This is a genomic window from Viridibacillus soli (assembly GCF_016612995.1).
Classification (GTDB): domain Bacteria; phylum Bacillota; class Bacilli; order Bacillales_A; family Planococcaceae; genus Viridibacillus; species Viridibacillus soli.
In genome coordinates, this window is record NZ_JAEOAH010000013.1 from 12,684 (window position 1) to 32,637 (window position 19,954).

Genomic DNA, 19,954 nt, shown 5'->3' on the forward strand with positions numbered 1-19,954 from the left:
TATGACGTTACGATGGATAAATGAAAAATTCATGCTTCAACGTTTTCCTAATACTATTGCCGAAATTTTGGAATCTGTTGGTTGGGAAGAATTTGCACAGTACAGATCGAAGAATGCCACGAAATATGCGGAAGTTCGATTGTTTAAAACTATCGGATCTGATAAGGTATTGCGTAATTTTGGAATAATCAATGCATATGATTTAGCTAAACCAACATTTCCAGATAATCGTTCAATTCCTTTTACATCAAATCTTGCAAATATCGGTGTGGGTGACGGTGCAAGGAAGACCTTTAGTTTTCTTTCCGAATACGTTCTACCTGGAACTGAACGAATACAGATTAATGATACAGATATTCATGATGCAGAGTATAAAATTGATCGTTTGGGACGAACTATCACGTTTAATACGCCTCCTACAGGTATTATTAAAGCGACATACAGTTTATCTACTAAAGCATTTGAACCAACAAATACATTTGGTATTTTCCTGTTCGATGATGTGTCGTTTGATATTACAATTTTAAAAAAAGGGATTGGTACAGCAAACGGAAAATTAAAGGAATTCGATTTAGGTGTGACAAATGTAAAACCGGGTAGCGTAATGATTTATGTAAATAACGTACTCGCTGACGACTTGTCCTATACTGTTAAAAATAGTACTGGGGAAGTGATATTCTACGATGCACCTACAACAGGTGAAATTAGCGCATCGTATACAGAAATTCGCCAACCAATTGAAGGTAATGACTACGGTGATTTAATCGCAACGGGAAGTGGCGATCTTAATACTTCAGATGGATTAGGAAATTTAGCTTTTAGTGCTGCGACATTTATAAAGCCTTCTATACCAACAGTTATGACGTTTACGAACGAAGATAACTTTAATCCAGCGTTTGGGCGTGACTCATTACTACATGCTTGGGGATCTGTTAGCAAGGATCGGTTAATTTTATTTTTACGCATGGATGCTGCTAGTAATCCAGATAATATCTGGCATGTACCGTTATACCTAGGCCGCTTAAATAACGCAGGTAAAAAACCACGTCAAAACACAGTGTTAATTGGTGGTTGCCGAGCAGGAAAAGCCGGTGTATGGACGAAGGACAAGAAATTAGGCAATCATTTAGTTGATTATGGAATGGATACAGCGAATGGAAATAACTTTGCAATGTTACAGCAATCAATCGGGGGCTCTTACTATCAAAAACATTATCTAGCATTTATTACTCATGACAAGGCAATTGAACGACCTGAATCTGGTCGCGGTCCATCTGTATATGATGATATGTACCACGATTCTTTAATGGGAATCGTTCATCCATATGACAAAGAAGTTGGAGTATTGGATGATGTATATGCAGTGCATCCAAGTGGTTTGGAACACGATGCGGAGCTGGAAGTCGAAAAAACAGTTGTGCATGAACGAATTGGTATAGGTGATGGTATAACTAAAGTATTTCATCTATTTCAACGCACGGCAGATACTAAACCCTCAATTTATTTCGATTGCAAAGAACAAACTAATTTTACTTATTCAAATGATTATAAAGCAGTGGAATTTTCAACAGCACCGCCAATCGGTACTGAAATAACTTCTTCCTATATTGCTGCCAATATGTATCAGTATAATTTAGCTGAATCACCCATTACTCCAATGCGGTTAGAAAGCACATCACCTTATGCGCCAATCGGCTGGGGAATCTTTAAAGAAAAAATATGATTGAGGTGGAGTGAATGAAAAGTGCATATCCGTTCATCGCACAATCAAGTCGAACCCATAGTCAATATGGGTTCGTCGCTCCACTTAATCATAAAACTCAGAGATATTTAATTGAAGTAGAGCTGGAAGAGATTCTTAATGTGATACTAGTAGAGATGGATTATGAAAAGTTTACAATGGTGTTAAATGTTGTTGAGATACCTTTTATTGAGACATTTAAAAAACAAGTAATTGAAGTGAATCTAATTAATATAGAAGATAACATTGTAAAGGATAATGTCATAACTACAAAATTATTAGATTTACGAAGTGTTTTTTTAGTTACTGAACAAGAAGTTGCTTCAATTCGACATGAAAATCTCGATTATAAAATACCATCCATTGTAGCTACTGAGTATATGTTGCAAAGATTTAAGTATCAAGTACCGGTAATTGAAGTTACTGGACAAGATAAAAGAAATTTGTCACATAGACAAATTATATTAGAAAACAATCTTATAATAACTGATGATTTTAACACCGAGAATATTAACAAAAGTGTTTTGAATATTTATAACAGCTACAAACAACAGCATTTTCCTCTACAAATAAATGTTGTCGATCTAGATAAATTGTTAGAAGCTACACTCGATGCGCAAATACTTGGATTAGACCATTATTCAACAGAAAATAAAATTGATGTATGTAAACAACAAGAAATTAAATCAATGTCACGAAAATTGATAAATATTATTGTAAAAAGAAATAATAATTATACGAAAAAGATTGTACTCGATGGTGTTAGTTATCAAGAAGAGAAAACGGCTCAAAGAGAAGTAGTTAAGAATAGTAACCAAATATATGTAGACATCGCAACTACAGATAAAGTTATTAAAATAATTGAAGAAAAAGAAGAGTTATTTTCAAGTGAATTATTTGTTAATGTAGATCCACAAGAAAATGAAAGCACATCATCACGAAAAAAGCTCAAAATGGTTTTAAACGACTATGAAGGTCAAATATCTCAAATTACTATAGATGTAATGAAGTGTGACGTAGATGCCTATACAAGCGAAACTTTTTTTGATTTAGCAGTTGTTTCGAATGATACAAAAAATGCAACTCAGAGAGAGGTGGAAGCGAAAAAATTTAAAATTGCATCATATTCAAATGACGGTAATTTAATTAATCCACGTATTTTAGACTTATCACCTGTTCTCCATTCGGAAAATGAGTATGAAGTAAACAAGATAGATTGCAAATTCGGAAATGCCATTAATAATCTTAAAGTTGATATAGTCAATCTGGATGATCAACAAGAAGCTGCCCTTAATACTCAGCTGATTAAATTAGATCAGTATTCAGTGAACACGGTTCTAAATACAAAACTAGAAGAAAAAATAAAGAATACAGTACGTCAATTTTTTGAAGTCAATTTAAATGATATAGATAATTATACAAAAAGCGAAGAAATTTTAAGAGCTTATTCATTCTATTTAGAAGGCAAAATAGCAACGGATAAGATTTTTGAATGTATTAAAAAAACAGAAGATAATTCCATACTTTTTGAATTAATTATAGAAGGCGATAGAATTTCAAAAGATAAAGCGATTCAAAAAGAATTAGTTATTATGAGTAATGAAATAATTTCAGATAGTTCAATTGTGGGAAAAGCTATTATTATCGAAAAGAAAGAAGAAGGTATCTTTACCATTGAATCATATTTAAATTCGGTTCAACAAAAAAACGAGAATACTTCCTCAGAATCTACAGCTAATGTTGTTGTAAGTAATTATGACGGTCAAACAACAGAAACAGCAATGGATACATCCGTACACATTACAGATGCATATAAAAATGAAACTACTCTCAATTCAGCAGTTTTATCATTAGATACACAAATCACAAATCAAAGTGTATTAGAAACGAATGAGATGAATGTTGATATTTATTCAAATGAAAGTGATGTAATTGAATCAGATGTTGTTAAACTTGTCTCGTTTAGTTATTCGATTAACGTTTATCAAGGAATTGAAATCGAGGGTGTGTTCGGAAAAGTTGTTAACGAAATTCTTTCAGACATCGTTGAGCTCCAAGGTCAACAAAAAGCTACCCTTGATACACAAATTATCGGTTTAGATGTAATCAACGCGACAGAACAGCCAATTGAAACAATAAATGAGAATTTGGATGTTATGAAATCAGACAAGAAGATAGTTGATATCGATGTCGCATTAAAAGATACACAAATTAAAAATCAAAGTATTTTAGAATCAAATGAAATGAACAGCGAAATTTATTCAAATGAAAGTGATGTTATTGAATCAGATGTTGTTAAACTTGTCTCATCTAGTAATTCGATAAACGTTTATAAAGGTGTTGAAATTGATGGTAGGTTTGGAAAAGCTGTTAACGAAATTCTTTCAGATATCGTTGAGATCCAAGGTCAACAAGGAGCCGCACTTGATACACAAATCATCGGTTTAGATGTAATCAACACGACAGAACAGCCGATTGAAGCAATCGATGAGAATTTAGATGTTATGAAATCAGACAAGGTGATAGTTGATATCAATATCGCATTAAAAGATATACAAATTAAAAATCAAAGTATTTTAGAATCAAATGAAATGAACATCGAAATTTATTCAAATGAAAGTGATGTAATTGAATCAGAAATCGTTAAACTTGTCTCGTCTAGTAATTCGATAAACGTTTATCAAGGTGTTGAAATTGATTGTAGGTTTGGAAATGCTGCTAGCGAAATTTTTTCAGATATCATTGAACTCCAAGGACAACAAGAAGCCGCACTGGATATACAAATCATCGGCTTAGATGTAATCAACGCGACAGAACAGCCGATTGGAGCAATCGATGAGAATTTGGATGTCATGAAATTAGAGAAGATGATAGTTGATACCGATGCGTTGGAATCTATTTCCAGTAGTGTTGTTTTGCAGAATATCTTGGGAAAACTTATAGAGGAGCAGTTAGTCGTTCCTGAAAATTTATACATCACTGCAGATTTAAAAGAGTCTGATAAAGCATACTATGTTACGGAATTATTAGCAGCAAGAAATAATGGAGATTCATTTGGATCTATTGCAACTTTTGATGTTGTTGAAGAAACTCAAGAAACTTATAAGCCACTAAATATATTAATTGCTAAGGGGTATTTAAAAGACACCTATATTGCACCAAGAATTTTAGATGTTCTAAATCAATTAGACGAAAATATTAATTCAATTACAATGATCGATTCATTAGAAAATTTATTAGAAAAGGTTCGTAGTGAAACGACAATCTATACATCTCTATTTATTACGGAATCATTAGAAGCCAAAAATGATCTTCTTGCACTTATTATGGAAAGTGACGATATTGTACCGCGAGAATTTGAAACTGATGTGGATGCTGTTGATTCAGTTAATTTTGAACAGCCTGAAGCTAAAAAGAAAAAGAAAATATGGTTGATACCAGCACGCGCGAATTGGTATAGCAAATGGTTTACAAAAAAAACGCGCTAGGAGGTGGGTTCTTGTTAATAAAAAAGAGTAGTGGCCTTGTTTTTGATGAGGAATTTAATTTACAAACTTGGGATATTACTAATCCTATTAAAACCAGTTCCAAGGGCGGTATATTATCGCTTTCACACGACACTACAAAAGATACGATAGTATTTAGGGATATACCAAACGATGTAACAGTTTTTGAAGCAATAGTTGAATATACCCCAACCGTCAGTAGAGATGCTGGCGGTTTAATTTTGTATAAAAATAAAGAAGAATACATTGAATTGTTAGAAGTAAAGGATCTTGCGCAAACCAATCTTGAAAATATTAAAGTTCTTCGCAATGGTAATCAATATGATTTATATATGTATCGTAATGGAGCGTTTGAATTCATTGACTCAATTGAATTCGAGTTTTTAAAGATAGGTTTTGTAGCTAAACAAGGTGATGTTAACTTTGAACAATTTATCGTTAATCGATTCATAGCTGCATCTTCCAGCAATCTAAAGATTACTGGATTACAAGCAGATACAATTATTGAATTAGTAACTACCGGTGGAACATATAACGCTACCCCAAATAGCGAAGGTATCGCTTTTATCGAATTACCACATATCGAAATGATAGGAACTCTATTTTATTTAAATAGTAATGGAGATGTCATTGATGAACTGACAGATACCTTTATTACAGGTGATGAATATTATATTGGCTCGCAGTTAATCGTCTGTAAAACGGGTATTGAATTAAGTACATGGCATCCTAATAATATTGGAACAATTCAAAACGACAAGTTAGAAATGCAATTGGAACTATATAATCCAACAACTATTCAAATTAGAAATGCTAAATTAAAAATAGAGCAGTATAGTACTGATCTTGGATATACATGGACAGAAATCGCACTAGACGTTAACGGTTCCTCAACTACATATAAGGATGAACTTGTTATCAGAACAATAGCATCTAAAGAAACAATTGAATTTTGGGTAAAGTTGGTTAAACCAATATCATTTTCAAAAGAAGAATCATTCATGTTCTATATTGATATAACACACGATTAGAGGTGTAAAAGTGACAAAGGTTCAAGTAATAAAAAATATACCAAACAGCAGTGGGGAATTAAAAGAAGTTACATTTGTTGATAATCGCGATGCCTTACCTGATATAGGAACTCTTAACATGCTTTATGTCATAAGAGTAGATATAACGAATAGCAATAGGCAAACTTTATGTATTTGGAATGGTACTGAATACATTCCATTCGCTAGTGGGAGTAGTAATAATAATGGGGTGGAACAGGGGTATCAACAAATTACGAAATTAGGAGTAACAGCATCAACATCTGCGCCTCGTCAGTATCAAATCCCAATTGACTACACAACATCATTTATACGTGCTCCTTTGGAGATTCTCAAATTTACACAAGGTAAGCACGATGTAGTAGCCACTCAAATTGAGTTCAACAATACAGATGCGGACAATTTTATTGAGAATAATAATGTTATTTTTGACGGAAAATTGAGATTAAAAACTGAATATGAATTTCCCATGCACCGAAATGAAACATGGACTGAAGAAGGTTCGGTCTTCAGTGTGAATATTGATAATAGTCAATTTTTGGGGATTAACAAATTAAATGTTTATTAGGAAATAATGTGAAAAATATAGATTAGAAATTATTAAAAGTATTGAGAAAGTAGGGGTAACAGGTTAATGACAAAATTAGCGTTACCGAATATAAAAGATTTTTCGAAAGTATGGTATGTAAGTCCATACGGAAATGATGTAACCGGAAATGGGAGTAAAGATAATCCATATGCATCACATAGAAAAGCAATGCAAGAAGCTGCTAGTGGAGATGGTGTTTTTATCCAATCGGGAACGTATCAAAGTTTACATTTTGACTTAGATAATTATGGAACAATCTGTTTTTATGACATTAGTAAAAAATTAACGGTATGGGGTGAGAATGAAAAAACTATTATTAATTTTTATGGTTCTGAAGGTGTAAAGCGTGATGCGTGTATATTTGCAATTTATAATAGTGAAAGTACTATTTCAAACATGAAAATTAATTATTATCCTGGTAAATCAACCAATTATAGTAATTCGATTTTTAGGTTGTGTAACGGGTATTTTCAAAATTTATTTATAGAAAATCTTTCTACTCAAAATTGGTCTACGTGTTATTATAATAATCAAACTACCAAGGGTCCAAAAGTAACGAATTGTATTATAAAAAGTAACGGAAGATACACATCGAATTATTCAGGTCATGGTCAATGGGATAATTGTTTGTTTGATTATCCTCATGGTGGAGGAACTGCAACCAACCATTTACAACGAAGTATTATGTTGAATGATTCTGTATTAGAATATTTACCTATTGATTTAGTCGATAAAGGAAATGTAACCATCATTGATCCAAATAAAAGTCGTTCTAACATTGGGGTATGTGGTGGACCATACGGCTGGGGGTTTATATTAAATAAAAACAAGTATCTTTTTCGAGACGGAAAAAAAATAAAGAAATATATTGTAGATTATTATGAAAATGTAAGTATAAATGGGAAACCTTTAACAAATGGAGGTATATCAATAAATGCATTTGATGATAAAGCGTCAACATATTGGAAATCTCAAGAACATGGAGAGGCAGTATTAGGTAAAAGTTATATAGGGTATGATTTAGGGAGTATTATGAATATTTCTAAAGTTTCTATCACTCAAACAATTATGGATTATGATAAGTATATAGGTATATCAAGTATTATTCTACAATGTAGTGACGATGGGGTTAATTGGGTTTCTATTAAAACGCTTTCGTTACAGAACACGACCAGTGCGCAAGAATTTATTCTTATGAACAACAATCCAAGTCGATTTTGGAGGTTACTTGCAAATGCGAATCCTAAAGAGCTTTTTGGAGGTAACTACTATTACTGGAACGTATCTGACATTAAGTTTTTTGTATTAATTAAAGGTGTCTGGTCTGTTGTTGGGTACATACCAGCAACAAAAGAAATGTTTGACGTTCATGGTATGGATGATTTAACTTCTATTACAAATAAAAGTATCCAACAATTAGCATCTAATATGTTAGAACTACTAAATTGGACTGACGGGGAAAATCTTTTGAAAAAATTAATCGTAGATGCGATTCCACACAATCAACTTGTATTACCAACAAAAGACATTAACATACGCTCTATTGAAAATATTGATTCTATAATACTTAAAACAGCTGTGTCCGGTAACGCACTTGTTAAGGTAATCGTTTCATTTGATAAAGGAATAACATGGCAAGCACATAACAATGTAGAGTGGATTAAAGTCAATGAAACTACCTGGGATGTTTTATCCAGTGGAATGGATCCCATCCAATTAGAAGCTGTCACATATAAACAGTGGGCAGAACTACGAGGTAACAGCAATACAATACGCTTTGCGTACGCCCTATCTAAAGAAGATACAACAGACGTCGGAGAGATTGACTCGCTTATTACGCAAATGGACATGAAAGGTACCTGGAAAAAGGCAGTACATGACAAAGATTACTCCTACGAATATCCAAACAACGACGAATTGCTAGTAACAATCTACGCAAATGGTGATTATAAAATTAATTATTAATAAGATGGAAACAGTAGGTGCAACATGAGGTGCCTTTTTATTTTGCCTAAAAGGAAGGATATCAGATGCAGCAAAAGATTTACTCTATTGTTTAGCACAATTTCAATATCATCCTATTGTTGGAATAGCTAGTTATATTATTGCAGCTCTATTTATATTTGGATAAGGAGATTCAACCATTGCTGCTGGGGAACGGCTTTATTCGTTTTAATCAAAGAACTCGATAGGGTTAGTGGTTATCGTGCGTCAAAAAGGATGGTTAGTACCCATCCCAAATAGTAGATTCCTCTAACAATAAGGAAGAAAAAGGGGGGGCAAATTGGAAGGTGATTTAGTGTATTGTTTTTTTAAAATTCTAAAATATATTTATATAGCAACAAACAAGACTTTATAACATTCAAAAGATATTCGCTTAGAATATCTTTTTTATTTTGTCTAAAATAGGGAGAGTGTCGATGGAAAATCTATTTGATGATCGCTTAGGAAATCACGAAGAGCGAATTGTTGCGCTCGAAGAAAGTGATTTGAAACAAGAACTGCGATTAAAGCAAATTGAACAAAATTATGTGAAGTTAGAGAATATCATTTTACAAGAAAATCGTGAAACCCGTTCTTTCTTGCAATCTACTATGGATAAACAATGGGATCTTATAAAGTCTAGAGATACGGCATTGGAGAGTGAAAAGGTTCGTACTTATGATTTACGTAAAACTAAAATGGAACGCAATGCCGACCTACTATTAAAATACGGTGGGGCTGGAAGCGTTCTTTATTTATTTTTACAATCCTTATTCAATATATTAGCGCAATAGGAGGTCATTTAATGACAACGGAAAAATTAACACAATATATCGCACTATTTGGGGGCCTGCTATCAGCGGTCCTTTTATTTTTGCAGACGTTAGGGATCATAGTTACTGGGTTTACCAATGAAACAATAGACGCTTTTGTAAATGCATTGTTAGCAGCAGTACCTTTCGTATTGGTTGTTTATGGTATCTATAAAAATACTTATTTATTAACGAAAAAAGCACGTGAACAAGAAAAAACATTAAAATCTGAAGGATTGAAATAATATGGTGAAAAAATTTGTAATTTCAAGTGGACATGCCTTAAAAGTATGTGGTGCAAAAGGAATTCTTGAAGAGGTCAACGAGGCACGTAAAGTCACGAATTGTGTATATGAAATTTTAACAGAGCAATACAACGGTGAGGGCCATAAATTTCATGACGATACATCCACAACTCAAAATCAGAATCTGAACACTATTGTTAAATACCACAACAGCAAAATCCGTGATTTAGATATCAGCGTTCATTTTAATGCAGCATCCAAAACTAGTGATCCTCGTGGTGCTGAATGTTTGTATTACGATGCAAAAGTGCTATCTGCAAAAGTTAGTGCGGAAATCGCAAGTGTGAGTGGATTAAAAGACCGCGGGCCTAAAGAGAGAAAAGAGTTGTATTTCTTAAATAGTACAAACCAAACCGCTATTTTAATCGAAGTATGCTTTGTAGATTCTACAGCGGATACAGAAATTTATAATGAAAAGTTTGAAGCGATTTGCCAAGGTATTGCTGTAGTGGTTGCGAGTGAACTTGGTTATAAAAAGAAGGAAGTAACAGCTGTTTCAAAACCAGTTAACAAGCCATCAACAAACAATAATGAAGGATACTACAAAAAAGATACTGGCCTATATCGTATCAAAAAAGCGTGCAACGCATATAACGGGGTTAACTTTGGTAAGTCTAAAAAAGTGCAGGCTCTTAAAGTAAATGAAAAGTACACAATCGTTGATATTGTTAAGTCCGGCAATGCTTATCGATTAAAAACAAAAAGCGGTCTGTACATCACAGCCAAAAAGGAGTTCGTTGATAAAGTATAGTCTCTCAAACATTTTGGGATGGATAACTATGCGTAAACTCGTTTCTCGAATCGTCTCATACAATGTTTCTTCACTACTTGAAAATCAAATATGTAACAAAATTAGCCCTGTCCTTAATTGGAGAGGGCTTTTTTTATTAAAAAAAACAACTCATAGTAAGTGATGAGGCGTTAAAAAATATCATTGGATAAATCGATCAAAGAAATCGAGCGTTTTCCGATAAACCTTTATTTCATTTTGCTTTTTGGAAAAGCCGCGGCCTTCATCAGGTAAGATGATGTATTCCACGGCATGCCCTTTTTCCTTTAATGCTTTGACAATTTGGTCTGATTCTTTCTGAACAACGCGAGTAATAGTTGTTCGTTAGCGACATGATAGCTATTCGGCTTCTTATGAAAAGACTGGTAATACGTACTTTTAGACATCTTTAAAATACGACACATCAGCTGTACAGGTTGATGTTCGCTTTCATTCGTAATATGGTCAATCAGCTCTTGGTCGTCTATTTTTTTAAGGTAATTTGTTTCCTGCGATTATTTAAACCATCTTGAAGTCTTTGTTTGTTAAGGTAATCATCAAAATTTCGCCCAAGAGGAATGCGGTATTTATATTCCCACCCCCATTCGTATTGTTTCTTACGGACAAGTTGAGTGGTTAAGTGTTAGATCCATCTTTCACATTTAATCCGGAAAGTGAAATAATCCGTTATTTTACCCGACTCATTTGAGGCTATATTTTGCTTTTTCAAAAAAGCTTTTAAAGCAATTCCACCCATCAAAGTTGTAGTTACAAATTCAAAAATCAATTTGCATCTTCTTTCAAGTTTAAGTTCGCCACAGTGGTTATCTTACGTAGTAAGAGTTGCAGTAATCTGGAATATTTAAAATAGAGGATAAATGGTTGATATTAAAGGATTTTATGATGTCCAGGTTGAATTAGTGGGGGAGAAGTTAATGTGGAAGGCCATCTAGTAGTAGTAAAATATTGCATTTACCGTAAAATGTTGAAGTGGATAGTGATGAAAAATCATGAAATCGAATTAAAACTATACAAATTATTGATTGAGAATAAAATGACTTATCAAGAACTCGCTGATATAACAGGGTTGTCTACTCTCACTATCTCCACGCTAGTGAATAATAAAATGGCACGTATACCCAAAATTGTGTTATCCAAAATTGCAGCTGCATTTGAATTAGAGGATATACGAGATCTAATTGATTTTAAAAGCGATGAAAATGATTAGCTTGTTTCGCATATAGAAATAGAATAGATAGCCTTGGAAGTTTAATGGGGTTAGAGGGAGAGGAACATATTGAAAAAGTATCTGATCTTTTTGTTAATATTATGTCTCGCTTTAGTAGGGTGTAATAGAAAAGATAAAGATGAACCTTTTGGTGGTTTTGACATTAAGGGAGATATTATCGAAGTAGATGAAAAAGAAAATCGCATTTTAATCGAAGATGAAGACAAAGGTTTAATTTGGATATCGTTAAACGATAATGGAAACATCAAAAGATACGAAGAAGGAGAAAATGTTGTAGTTTGGATAGATGGTGGAATAGATACATCATCACCTGCATCTGCCAAAGCATTAAACATTGAATTCACAACACCAAAAGACTTATACAATTAGTATTAAGGGACTTCTAAAATATTAGGAGGTCCCTTTTACTGTTATATAGATTTTAAAATACTTTTTATAAGAACTAATGTTCTGCGTAGTGGCTAAAAAAGGAGTGAACATCGTGAAAGAGCAATTGATAAAAGCGATGCAACGTAATCAGTTATTGGATCTAATGTATATGTCTAACAGTGGGGGAATTACAAAAGCTCAAGGATCTATGGCGCTACTATTAGCGAGCGGAGCAGTAAACGGCACAATTGGTCAAGGAGACACTTTACACGCTGTACAGGGCATGGAAGTTGTTACTAAGGTTGTCTCGGAGGAAGAAACAGAACATACATTAATTACAAAAACACGTACTAAAAGGGAAGTATCTGTAAAAGTTATTACCCCCTAGTGGTATTGTTAAAAAGCTTATGTAATTTAAGTTACCGATATATAGTAGTTGATTTATTTGAAAACAATTTTACCGCAATCAATTGATTTTTGGGAGGAATAGTAATGCAAACAGCATTGAGTACATTTGAAGACGAGGAATTTTTTGCAATCAATTATACAATCAATTCAAATAACGTGATGATATTAAAGGATTGGAAAGGACATACATTAACAAGTGCTATCGTTCCTGTAAAATTGGCTTCTTCTTCATCCATAATACAATTACGCTATATTCGTAAAAATTTCTTTACGGAAGTTAATAAAGCTATTAAGGCATATTGTAATGAGTTAGGCGATCAAGAAATTGCATTTACTTCCGATACATTCCGTTTACTACACCATCTTGAGCCATTATTTTTTGATGAAGATACTGGGCAATGGTGGGATTCAAAGACCGAGATGATATGTAATGAATTTGAAAATGGTCAAAGTAAAGAGGAGATTCGTGAGAGTTTATATGATAGTGAAAAAGATGAAGGTCATCTATGCTATACCGAGTATTGGAAAGAAAGTATCATGAAAAATATTCTGTAGGTGAACAACAATATATAAATTATAATAAAAATGGACAGGCGGTAGTACAAATCGCTTGTCTTTTTTGTTTAAATGTATTGAACAACCCTTACAAGATGGTTTGGAATTAGCTGTTTGTATTTCAGGAATTGAATTTCATGGAAAATTGAATTTGATGAAAATGACATCGCTACTTATACTTAATATAGATGGATAAAAGTGGAGTGAAATTATGACAATATACAATATTCATGAGGTGAGAGTTCAATATTATATCACCAATAATAAACGACTTAAAAATAATGATATTAAAAAAGTAACAAAAAGAGATTACATGAACTTAAAGTAATGCTAGTTGAAAATGACCTTTGTATAGATGAACTATTCTCAGCAAAACAATTTTTAGTTTTGGAGCAGATTATACATTGGAACAATGTTTACAACGGCGTTTGTAGTTTTAGTACGTCAGATTTGATTAAATCCATTCACGATAATACCGATATTAAAGTATCGGAACGTACCGTTAGAAATGCGATTAAAGCAATTAAATTGACTAATCAATTTTTGTTTGCAAGGTTGAAGTCGAATCGAGGTAATAATGGAGAATACGTGATTGTAGATATGAATCATATGAATTTCAAGAGGATAATGAAAGAGGTATTTAATATTCAATAGAGTTTAATCGGATATTACATTTCTTTTTTAACACACTATGGAGAAGATAAAAATGGATTTAAAGAATTTAAAAAATGCTCTAAGCCAATCTAATGTGGACGAAGCAGCTGCAATTCTAGTCAACTTATTTATACAAAACCCAAATACTTTCAAAAAAAGTTTACTCTTAAGTAATAGTTTGCCTGAACCTATCGCAATATCTTTTTCTAATGAGAAATTTGATACTCTTCGTCGAGCATTGTTGATTGGATTTGCGCAGTTAACGGGCAAAGGCGTTGATATTGATGATATTTTAAAATATGCTAGTGATTACATTGAATTGACTCAAGTAATTAAAGTTATTAATCAAAATATTAATAGTAACCTAGAGATGTTAGAAAAGAATTCATTTTTTGAATATTCCTTTCTGAACAGTTGCAAATGTTTTGCATTTATATTGAGGATCAACATAGATTATCGCAAGAGATGGTAACAAAAGATAAGGAATTTTTAACTGGTATGGAATATGAAGTAGCTAAATTACAAGCTGATGACGTAAAAGGTATCAAAATTTCTGAATCAGATAGACAAGAGTCCTTAATCGAAATAGCGGATAATTTATTTAGGTTTTTGTATTTTAAAGGGAAAAATTCTATTGAAAATGCAGTAGATTTTGACCATGAGAACATTACTCCTTATAACATTGATAGTTTTGGAGAAATTACGGACCTAGCAAATCAAAGAAATTTATTAGTAAATATGTGGGGTAAATATAAATATAGAGAATGGAAATATGAAGAAATTAATAAAGATGATATTAATTACGGTGTTTTCTCTCCTAGCCTAATCAATGATTATAAGAAGGAGAATATCGGAATAAATAGATATATGTATCGAGATCATATCCTCCATTACTGATTAATTATCTAATTGATGAATAGTATTAAGTATTTTTTCTAGTTCTTTATAGAAAGTATCTAATGGGAATTTTTCACATGTAATAAGCTGTATTGCTATACCATCAATCAATGCATTAAAAAAAATGCTCCATGTAGTTAAAGATACACCTTCAATTGGTGATAATTTCCATATTTTTTTCAAACCAATAAGCAAACTATCATTTTCATTCGTTAAAACTTGTCCAAGTTGTTCTTTTATTAACCGATTATTAAATCCTAGTACAACCAATGCAATTAATAATTTATGATAGAATACATCGTTTTCATAACGACTTTTTACAGATTCAAGAGCAACGCTAATTGTGAATTGATCATTTGCAAGTAATTTTCCCCAAGAATCCTCGCAAATGAATTTGATTATTTCTAACAGAACCTGTTCTTTTGTCCTGAAATGGTAATAAATAGTGCCTTGTGTAACGCTAGCATATGAAGCGACCAATTTCAATGTAAAATTTGCAATTCCCTTATCTACTAAACATTGCATTGCCGCCTGTATTAATTCCTGCTTTGATTTCCCCGTTGGTTTCGCCATTAAAACACCTCCGATTCAGATAAAGTTAGTTATTTAGATAACTAACTTTATCTGAAATTATTATGATGAATTCAAATTTTCAATTACCTATCAAACCTTATACTAACTTATTTATTTAGCATCAATTTGCCAATAAAAAATTGCACCATATATCTTGGTAATAACTTTGTACCTAAAATAGCAGCTTTGTAACGTTTACCGGGTATATTAACTATTTTTTTCTTTATTAATGTTTTATAAGCTATTTTTGCTACCTTGTCTGATCGAGTACCAATAATATTCGCTATTTTATCCAAATTATTCATATTATTTTTTTTTGAAAAGTTTGTTTTAGTGGGTCCAGGACAAATAGCTGTTACAGAAAAATCTCCTTTGTTCTGAAGTTCTATATTTAATGCTTCTGAAAAAGACAATACATAAGCTTTAGTTGCTCCATAGACAGCCATACTGGGAGTCGCAACAAAAGATGAAATAGAAGCTATATTCATAACACGACCGTATCCACTATTAAGCATATCCTGAATGCATAAATGAGTAAGTTCAGTTAAAGTCATAATATTTAATTGAATCATACGTAGCTGTTCTTGCTCTGACATTTGGTGAAAATACCCTTGTAACCCCATCCCAGCATTATTAACAAGTATATCAATTTGTTCTCCCTTAGACTTTATTTCATCATAAATTTCCTTTGCCGCGCCAATTTTTGATAAATCTTTCTCAATAATAATTACTTCCGTTAGTTGATTAAGATTTCGAAACACCTCATTTAATTTCATATGGTTACGAGCAATCAAAATCAATCTATCACCATTTGCAGCAAATATTTTTGCTAGTTCCAATCCTATCCCTTCACTAGCTCCTGTCAATAAAACTGTTTTCTTTTTCATTTTATAGTCCTCTCTTTTATAAGTTTTCCTCCATATATTAATATTCATACAACCAAAATCCCATTTGAAAAAAATTAGGAATTTATTACATTTAAGTATATCGCACATCCAGAAAAAGTACATGCTTATTTTGTAAACAATTATATATTTAACCATTAACGTAAGGGCGTACCTCTATTAATTCATTAGAATTTAGCAAAGAGAGCATTCCTGTTAAAAGGATTTTCAAGGGCTTGAAATAAAAAAAGTCCTCCCGTATGATGTTTGAGTGTCAAGGCTATTGACTCAATGCATCCATGAGAGGTCTATCTTATGAAGATAATACGAATGAAAAAATTAATCAAGTTTCTGAAAATACTTTAGTGATCGGTATCGACATCGCGAAGCACAAACATTTCGCGTGTGCCATCGACGATTGCGGCCGAGTGTCCGGTAATGCGCGTTATAAGAAGACCTTTCTTGATTGCCGTAGGTATCCGCATGCGTCGAATCTAAATCAAAAATCAGCGTTTCAGATTGTCGGGCATGATGAACCCGGTCAAGCAGTTCTTGATTGGCCGCTTGAAGCTGGTCAAGTGCCTGTGCGTCAAAACGTTTGAAGAAACGCGATAATGACGGTTGTGAGGCAAGCGCTGGTGTGCCAAGAACTTGTGTGAAGACGGGATCATGTGTAAGTTGATCCGCTGCGTCATCCTCGTGATAGCCAGCGATTAATTGATAAATTTTTTGACGAAGTAGATGTTCGTTTGGATGAATACAAAAAGAGCATTCATCTTTTAAATGAAGGTATTTGGCAATCGTTTGGGAGAAGCCGATTTTCTCATCAAACTCACGGAATAAAAAATGTCCTGTATCAGAAGATAATTCGCCGCCATCATTGGATAATTTCAGTTGGCGATTGAAATGAAGCGTCGTTTGCGGTAATCTACTCATTAGAAGAATCCTTTCTATTGGTTAGTTCTTAGTCGATTTAACCTTAACAGAAGTGGATTCTGTGTTAATTGATGAATAATCTAGGTTTTAAAAAAGTGATTTTGGTAAAATAGGAGAAGTTTAATTTTCACATGCGAAAGCCGAGTTTTAATTGAAAAAGAGAATCCCACAGGAAAGCCGACAAGTCAGCTTTCCTGTGGGATTTTGTGTTGAGGTATGAATAATCTAGGTATATAATGGTTCAGTCTGATAATAAAATTTCAAATTGTTTTATTTGATTGATTCGATTAAATGGATACAATTACTTTTGGTTTTTTTGCACCTGCAGCAATTTTTTTTACCTAAAAATGTAATAGTAGAGTTGGTAACAGCTGAAGGGAAAAGACTAGTCAAAACTAGCGTTAACGTAGAATTTGAAGCAACAGGAGTAATTGATCCGAACGCTGAAGGTTTTATTTTAGTTCCGGGTGGAGCTGGAGATATGTATGGTGATGGTCCCAATTTGATTTATGGGCATGATTTTAAAAAAACTTAGACAATAAAGGATTCAGAAAAACCAGAGGATTTTTTGAAGAAGAATTTTAAAGTTTTAAGTTGTATAGTTGGGCATTATTCGCTTGCATACTCTTTGCACCCATTATAATGACTAATCCTACTATACTTTTATAAAACTGAGGAGGATAGATATATGAAGCAACGCAAATTCCTAATTACGATTTTATCAATTATTTCAGTAATGTGGGTAGTGCATACACTAACAAAGAATTTTGTAGTTGATCCAAGTTTTCAGGGATTCCTATCAAAAAAAGATGAACGTCTTTCTAATCAAATGCTATGGGTATTGATGATACGAGTTCATATTATTCTTGCGATAATTGCACTCCTTACAGGACCCCTCGGAATAATTAAGCGATTACGTTTGAAATCTTTAACATTTCATCGTTGGAATGGTCGAGTCTATATTTTATCTATTGTGTTAAACTTTATTCCCGGTTTATACGTTTCGTTCTTTGCGACAGGTGGCTGGCCAAATACAATAGGGTTTCTTATCTTAAATACACTATGGCTTATAACAACAATATTCGGTTTTATATATATAAAAAGAAAAGATCTCTTACGGCATAGTCAATGGATCACCCGAAGTTTCTTTCTATCCTTTGCCAATATGTTTCTTTATATCATTGTCGCAATTATACATAATGGATTAGATATTTCCTATGGTCTTTCATATACGATTGCTGTATGGCTTTGCTGGATTTTCAATTTAGCAATAGCAGAAATTGTGATTAGAAAAAAATACTTATATGATATTAAATAATTACGAGCCTTTTTGACATTTTAATTTGGAGAAAAAGATCTCTTTAGATTCTTTAAGACCATTAAGAATTCCTTAACGTTGTTAAAATCGGGGTAATCGTCTTGAAAATATGCTTATCGCTGTAAATCCGCATTTTCCTGACGCTACCCCAAATTCCTTTCATCCCTACATTTTGAGCAGCTTTCACATCATTTTTTGGGTGGTCACCAATAAATATACTTGCATTAGGCAAAACATTCAGTTGCTCCAAGGCTCTATTAAACATTTGAGTGTCAGGTTTTTTAATTCCTTCCCATTCAGATACTAAAATCGTTTCAAAATACTTTTTAATACCTAAAGCCCTTATAATATCTAACTTAAACGGCCCTTTCCATTTGTAATCATTTCTAGAACAAGATTGTTACTTAGTAATTTTTCTAACATGCTAATAAGATTTGGAAACGGGACGCAACTATTCTTAAATTGGCTTATGTAAGCCTGAAGTAAATCCTCCCTGTAATATCAAATTTGCCGACCAATTGTTGATATACTTTATTTTTCCAAACATAACCTCGACAATCTAATTCTATGAACCTTGATGTATATTTCTCTTTTGGTATATGTCCTACCCATTTATTTAATCTTTCATATTGTCCATCAATAAATTTTTGTAGTGAAGCATCTCTATTTAATAAAGTCCATCTAAATCAAAAATCACTGCATTAATCACTTTTCCCCACTCCCTAACAATTACATAATTATCTATTTCGTAATACTTAATCCAAATTCCTTGTTGAACTAACCACTGCCCCGTTCGTATTATAAGGTCAGCCAGAGAAATGTAAGCCCGTAATCAAATAACGCATTTAAACAACCAGGCACCTCCGGTACGATAAACGTATCAATTAAAGGGGGTGCTTCTTTATGCCAACTACCAAACTAACAATTGTTCCTGTGACACTAGATCCCATCACTGACGAATCTTCATTTTGGATAGGCTACACTTAGTTGGACGGTCTTTATAGAGAGTACGGAGCAATTACTAAGCCCTTCGACGAAGAAGAGCTTTATATGGAGCAATGGGCATGATAGCCTCGTTTGGCTTTAGCTGGCTTCTTGGCGCAACGAATCATGCCCATAGAGGATCCATGTCAAGCAACTTATGCGCCCACTATACTTTAAGAGAGCCACTTATCCACCTTAAAAAAGTTGTCCAAAAATGTTACCATTCCACCCTTATAATAACGACTTTGTGGAAGGGCATGTCAACCGATTAAAAACAGAAAAACGCCGTTTATACGGTCGTGTCAGCGTGGCTTTATTAGAGAAAAGAGTACTATTCCGGTATTGATATTTTTCTGAAATAACGATTTATTTC

At 33.0% G+C, this 19,954-nt stretch carries 18 protein-coding genes and 3 pseudogenes; 16 read left to right on the forward strand and 5 right to left on the reverse strand.

What is annotated here, in order from left to right:
• The first annotated feature begins 1 nt into the window (after position 1).
• From JFL43_RS10665 to JFL43_RS10700, 8 genes are all read left to right on the forward strand, one after another.
• Entirely contained in the window at positions 2–1,723 is a 1,722-nt protein-coding gene (locus JFL43_RS10665) for a hypothetical protein (protein ID WP_200749050.1), read from the forward strand.
• A 14-nt stretch (positions 1,724–1,737) separates the two neighbouring features.
• A complete protein-coding gene (locus JFL43_RS10670; protein ID WP_200749051.1) occupies positions 1,738–5,229 on the forward strand; it encodes a hypothetical protein in 3,492 nt (1,163 codons plus the stop codon).
• 11 nt (positions 5,230–5,240) lie between these two features.
• Positions 5,241–6,278, forward strand: a complete 1,038-nt coding sequence (locus JFL43_RS10675) for a hypothetical protein (RefSeq protein ID WP_200749052.1) — start codon at positions 5,241–5,243, stop codon at positions 6,276–6,278.
• A 10-nt stretch (positions 6,279–6,288) separates the two neighbouring features.
• Complete coding sequence (locus JFL43_RS10680) at positions 6,289–6,864, forward strand: hypothetical protein (RefSeq protein ID WP_200749053.1); 576 nt, start codon at positions 6,289–6,291, stop codon at positions 6,862–6,864.
• A gap of 66 nt (positions 6,865–6,930) precedes the next feature.
• The gene (locus JFL43_RS10685; RefSeq protein ID WP_200749054.1) at positions 6,931–8,850 is read left to right on the forward strand and encodes a discoidin domain-containing protein; all 1,920 of its coding nucleotides are present in this window, start codon (positions 6,931–6,933) and stop codon (positions 8,848–8,850) included.
• 455 nt (positions 8,851–9,305) lie between these two features.
• Positions 9,306–9,662 carry a hypothetical protein gene (locus JFL43_RS10690; RefSeq protein ID WP_053417648.1) on the forward strand — a complete coding sequence of 119 codons (357 nt, stop codon included), beginning with the start codon at positions 9,306–9,308 and terminating at the stop codon, positions 9,660–9,662.
• Between the two features lie 11 nt (positions 9,663–9,673).
• The gene (locus tag JFL43_RS10695; protein WP_200749055.1) at positions 9,674–9,925 is read left to right on the forward strand and encodes a phage holin; all 252 of its coding nucleotides are present in this window, start codon (positions 9,674–9,676) and stop codon (positions 9,923–9,925) included.
• Between the two features lies 1 nt (position 9,926).
• A complete protein-coding gene (locus tag JFL43_RS10700; RefSeq protein ID WP_200749056.1) occupies positions 9,927–10,736 on the forward strand; it encodes an N-acetylmuramoyl-L-alanine amidase in 810 nt (269 codons plus the stop codon).
• Between the two features lie 180 nt (positions 10,737–10,916).
• On the opposite strand, the pseudogene JFL43_RS10705 reads toward JFL43_RS10700, so the two are convergent.
• Positions 10,917–11,084 (reverse strand): annotated as a pseudogene (locus JFL43_RS10705) (alpha/beta hydrolase family protein); the annotation flags it as partial.
• Positions 11,085–11,691: 607 nt separating this feature from the next.
• On the opposite strand from JFL43_RS10705, the gene JFL43_RS22550 reads away from it, so the two are divergent.
• The 6 genes from JFL43_RS22550 to JFL43_RS10735 all read left to right on the forward strand — a co-directional run bounded on the left by JFL43_RS22550 (position 11,692) and on the right by JFL43_RS10735 (position 14,886).
• Positions 11,692–11,982, forward strand: a complete 291-nt coding sequence (locus JFL43_RS22550) for a helix-turn-helix domain-containing protein (RefSeq protein ID WP_200749057.1) — start codon at positions 11,692–11,694, stop codon at positions 11,980–11,982.
• A 69-nt stretch (positions 11,983–12,051) separates the two neighbouring features.
• Positions 12,052–12,372: a DUF3221 domain-containing protein gene (locus JFL43_RS10715; protein WP_200749058.1), complete on the forward strand. Its 321-nt coding sequence runs from the start codon at positions 12,052–12,054 to the stop codon at positions 12,370–12,372.
• A gap of 112 nt (positions 12,373–12,484) precedes the next feature.
• Positions 12,485–12,760 carry a hypothetical protein gene (locus JFL43_RS10720; protein WP_234447729.1) on the forward strand — a complete coding sequence of 92 codons (276 nt, stop codon included), beginning with the start codon at positions 12,485–12,487 and terminating at the stop codon, positions 12,758–12,760.
• A 104-nt stretch (positions 12,761–12,864) separates the two neighbouring features.
• Positions 12,865–13,335 carry a hypothetical protein gene (locus JFL43_RS10725; RefSeq protein ID WP_200749059.1) on the forward strand — a complete coding sequence of 157 codons (471 nt, stop codon included), beginning with the start codon at positions 12,865–12,867 and terminating at the stop codon, positions 13,333–13,335.
• A 706-nt stretch (positions 13,336–14,041) separates the two neighbouring features.
• A complete protein-coding gene (locus JFL43_RS10730; protein WP_200749060.1) occupies positions 14,042–14,461 on the forward strand; it encodes a hypothetical protein in 420 nt (139 codons plus the stop codon).
• Complete coding sequence (locus JFL43_RS10735; RefSeq protein ID WP_200749061.1) at positions 14,455–14,886, forward strand: hypothetical protein; 432 nt, start codon at positions 14,455–14,457, stop codon at positions 14,884–14,886. Before JFL43_RS10730 ends, JFL43_RS10735 begins: the two co-directional genes overlap by 7 nt.
• On the opposite strand, the gene JFL43_RS10740 is transcribed toward JFL43_RS10735, so the two are convergent.
• From JFL43_RS10740 to JFL43_RS10750, 3 genes and pseudogenes are all read right to left on the reverse strand, one after another.
• Positions 14,887–15,459, reverse strand: a complete 573-nt coding sequence (locus JFL43_RS10740) for a TetR/AcrR family transcriptional regulator (protein ID WP_200749062.1) — start codon at positions 15,457–15,459, stop codon at positions 14,887–14,889.
• A gap of 107 nt (positions 15,460–15,566) precedes the next feature.
• Positions 15,567–16,346: an SDR family NAD(P)-dependent oxidoreductase gene (locus JFL43_RS10745; RefSeq protein ID WP_200749063.1), complete on the reverse strand. Its 780-nt coding sequence runs from the start codon at positions 16,344–16,346 to the stop codon at positions 15,567–15,569.
• A 420-nt stretch (positions 16,347–16,766) separates the two neighbouring features.
• Positions 16,767–17,279 (reverse strand): annotated as a pseudogene (locus tag JFL43_RS10750) (transposase); the annotation flags it as partial.
• Positions 17,280–17,586: 307 nt separating this feature from the next.
• On the opposite strand from JFL43_RS10750, the gene JFL43_RS10755 reads away from it, so the two are divergent.
• Together JFL43_RS10755 and JFL43_RS10760 are read left to right on the forward strand one after the other, a co-directional pair.
• Entirely contained in the window at positions 17,587–17,814 is a 228-nt protein-coding gene (locus tag JFL43_RS10755; RefSeq protein WP_200749064.1) for a hypothetical protein, read from the forward strand.
• Positions 17,815–17,967: 153 nt separating this feature from the next.
• Complete coding sequence (locus tag JFL43_RS10760) at positions 17,968–18,597, forward strand: DUF2306 domain-containing protein (RefSeq protein ID WP_200749065.1); 630 nt, start codon at positions 17,968–17,970, stop codon at positions 18,595–18,597.
• Between the two features lie 61 nt (positions 18,598–18,658).
• Here the strand turns inward: JFL43_RS10760 and JFL43_RS10765 are convergent.
• Positions 18,659–19,306, reverse strand: a pseudogene (locus JFL43_RS10765) (HAD family hydrolase).
• Positions 19,307–19,954: the final 648 nt, after the last annotated feature.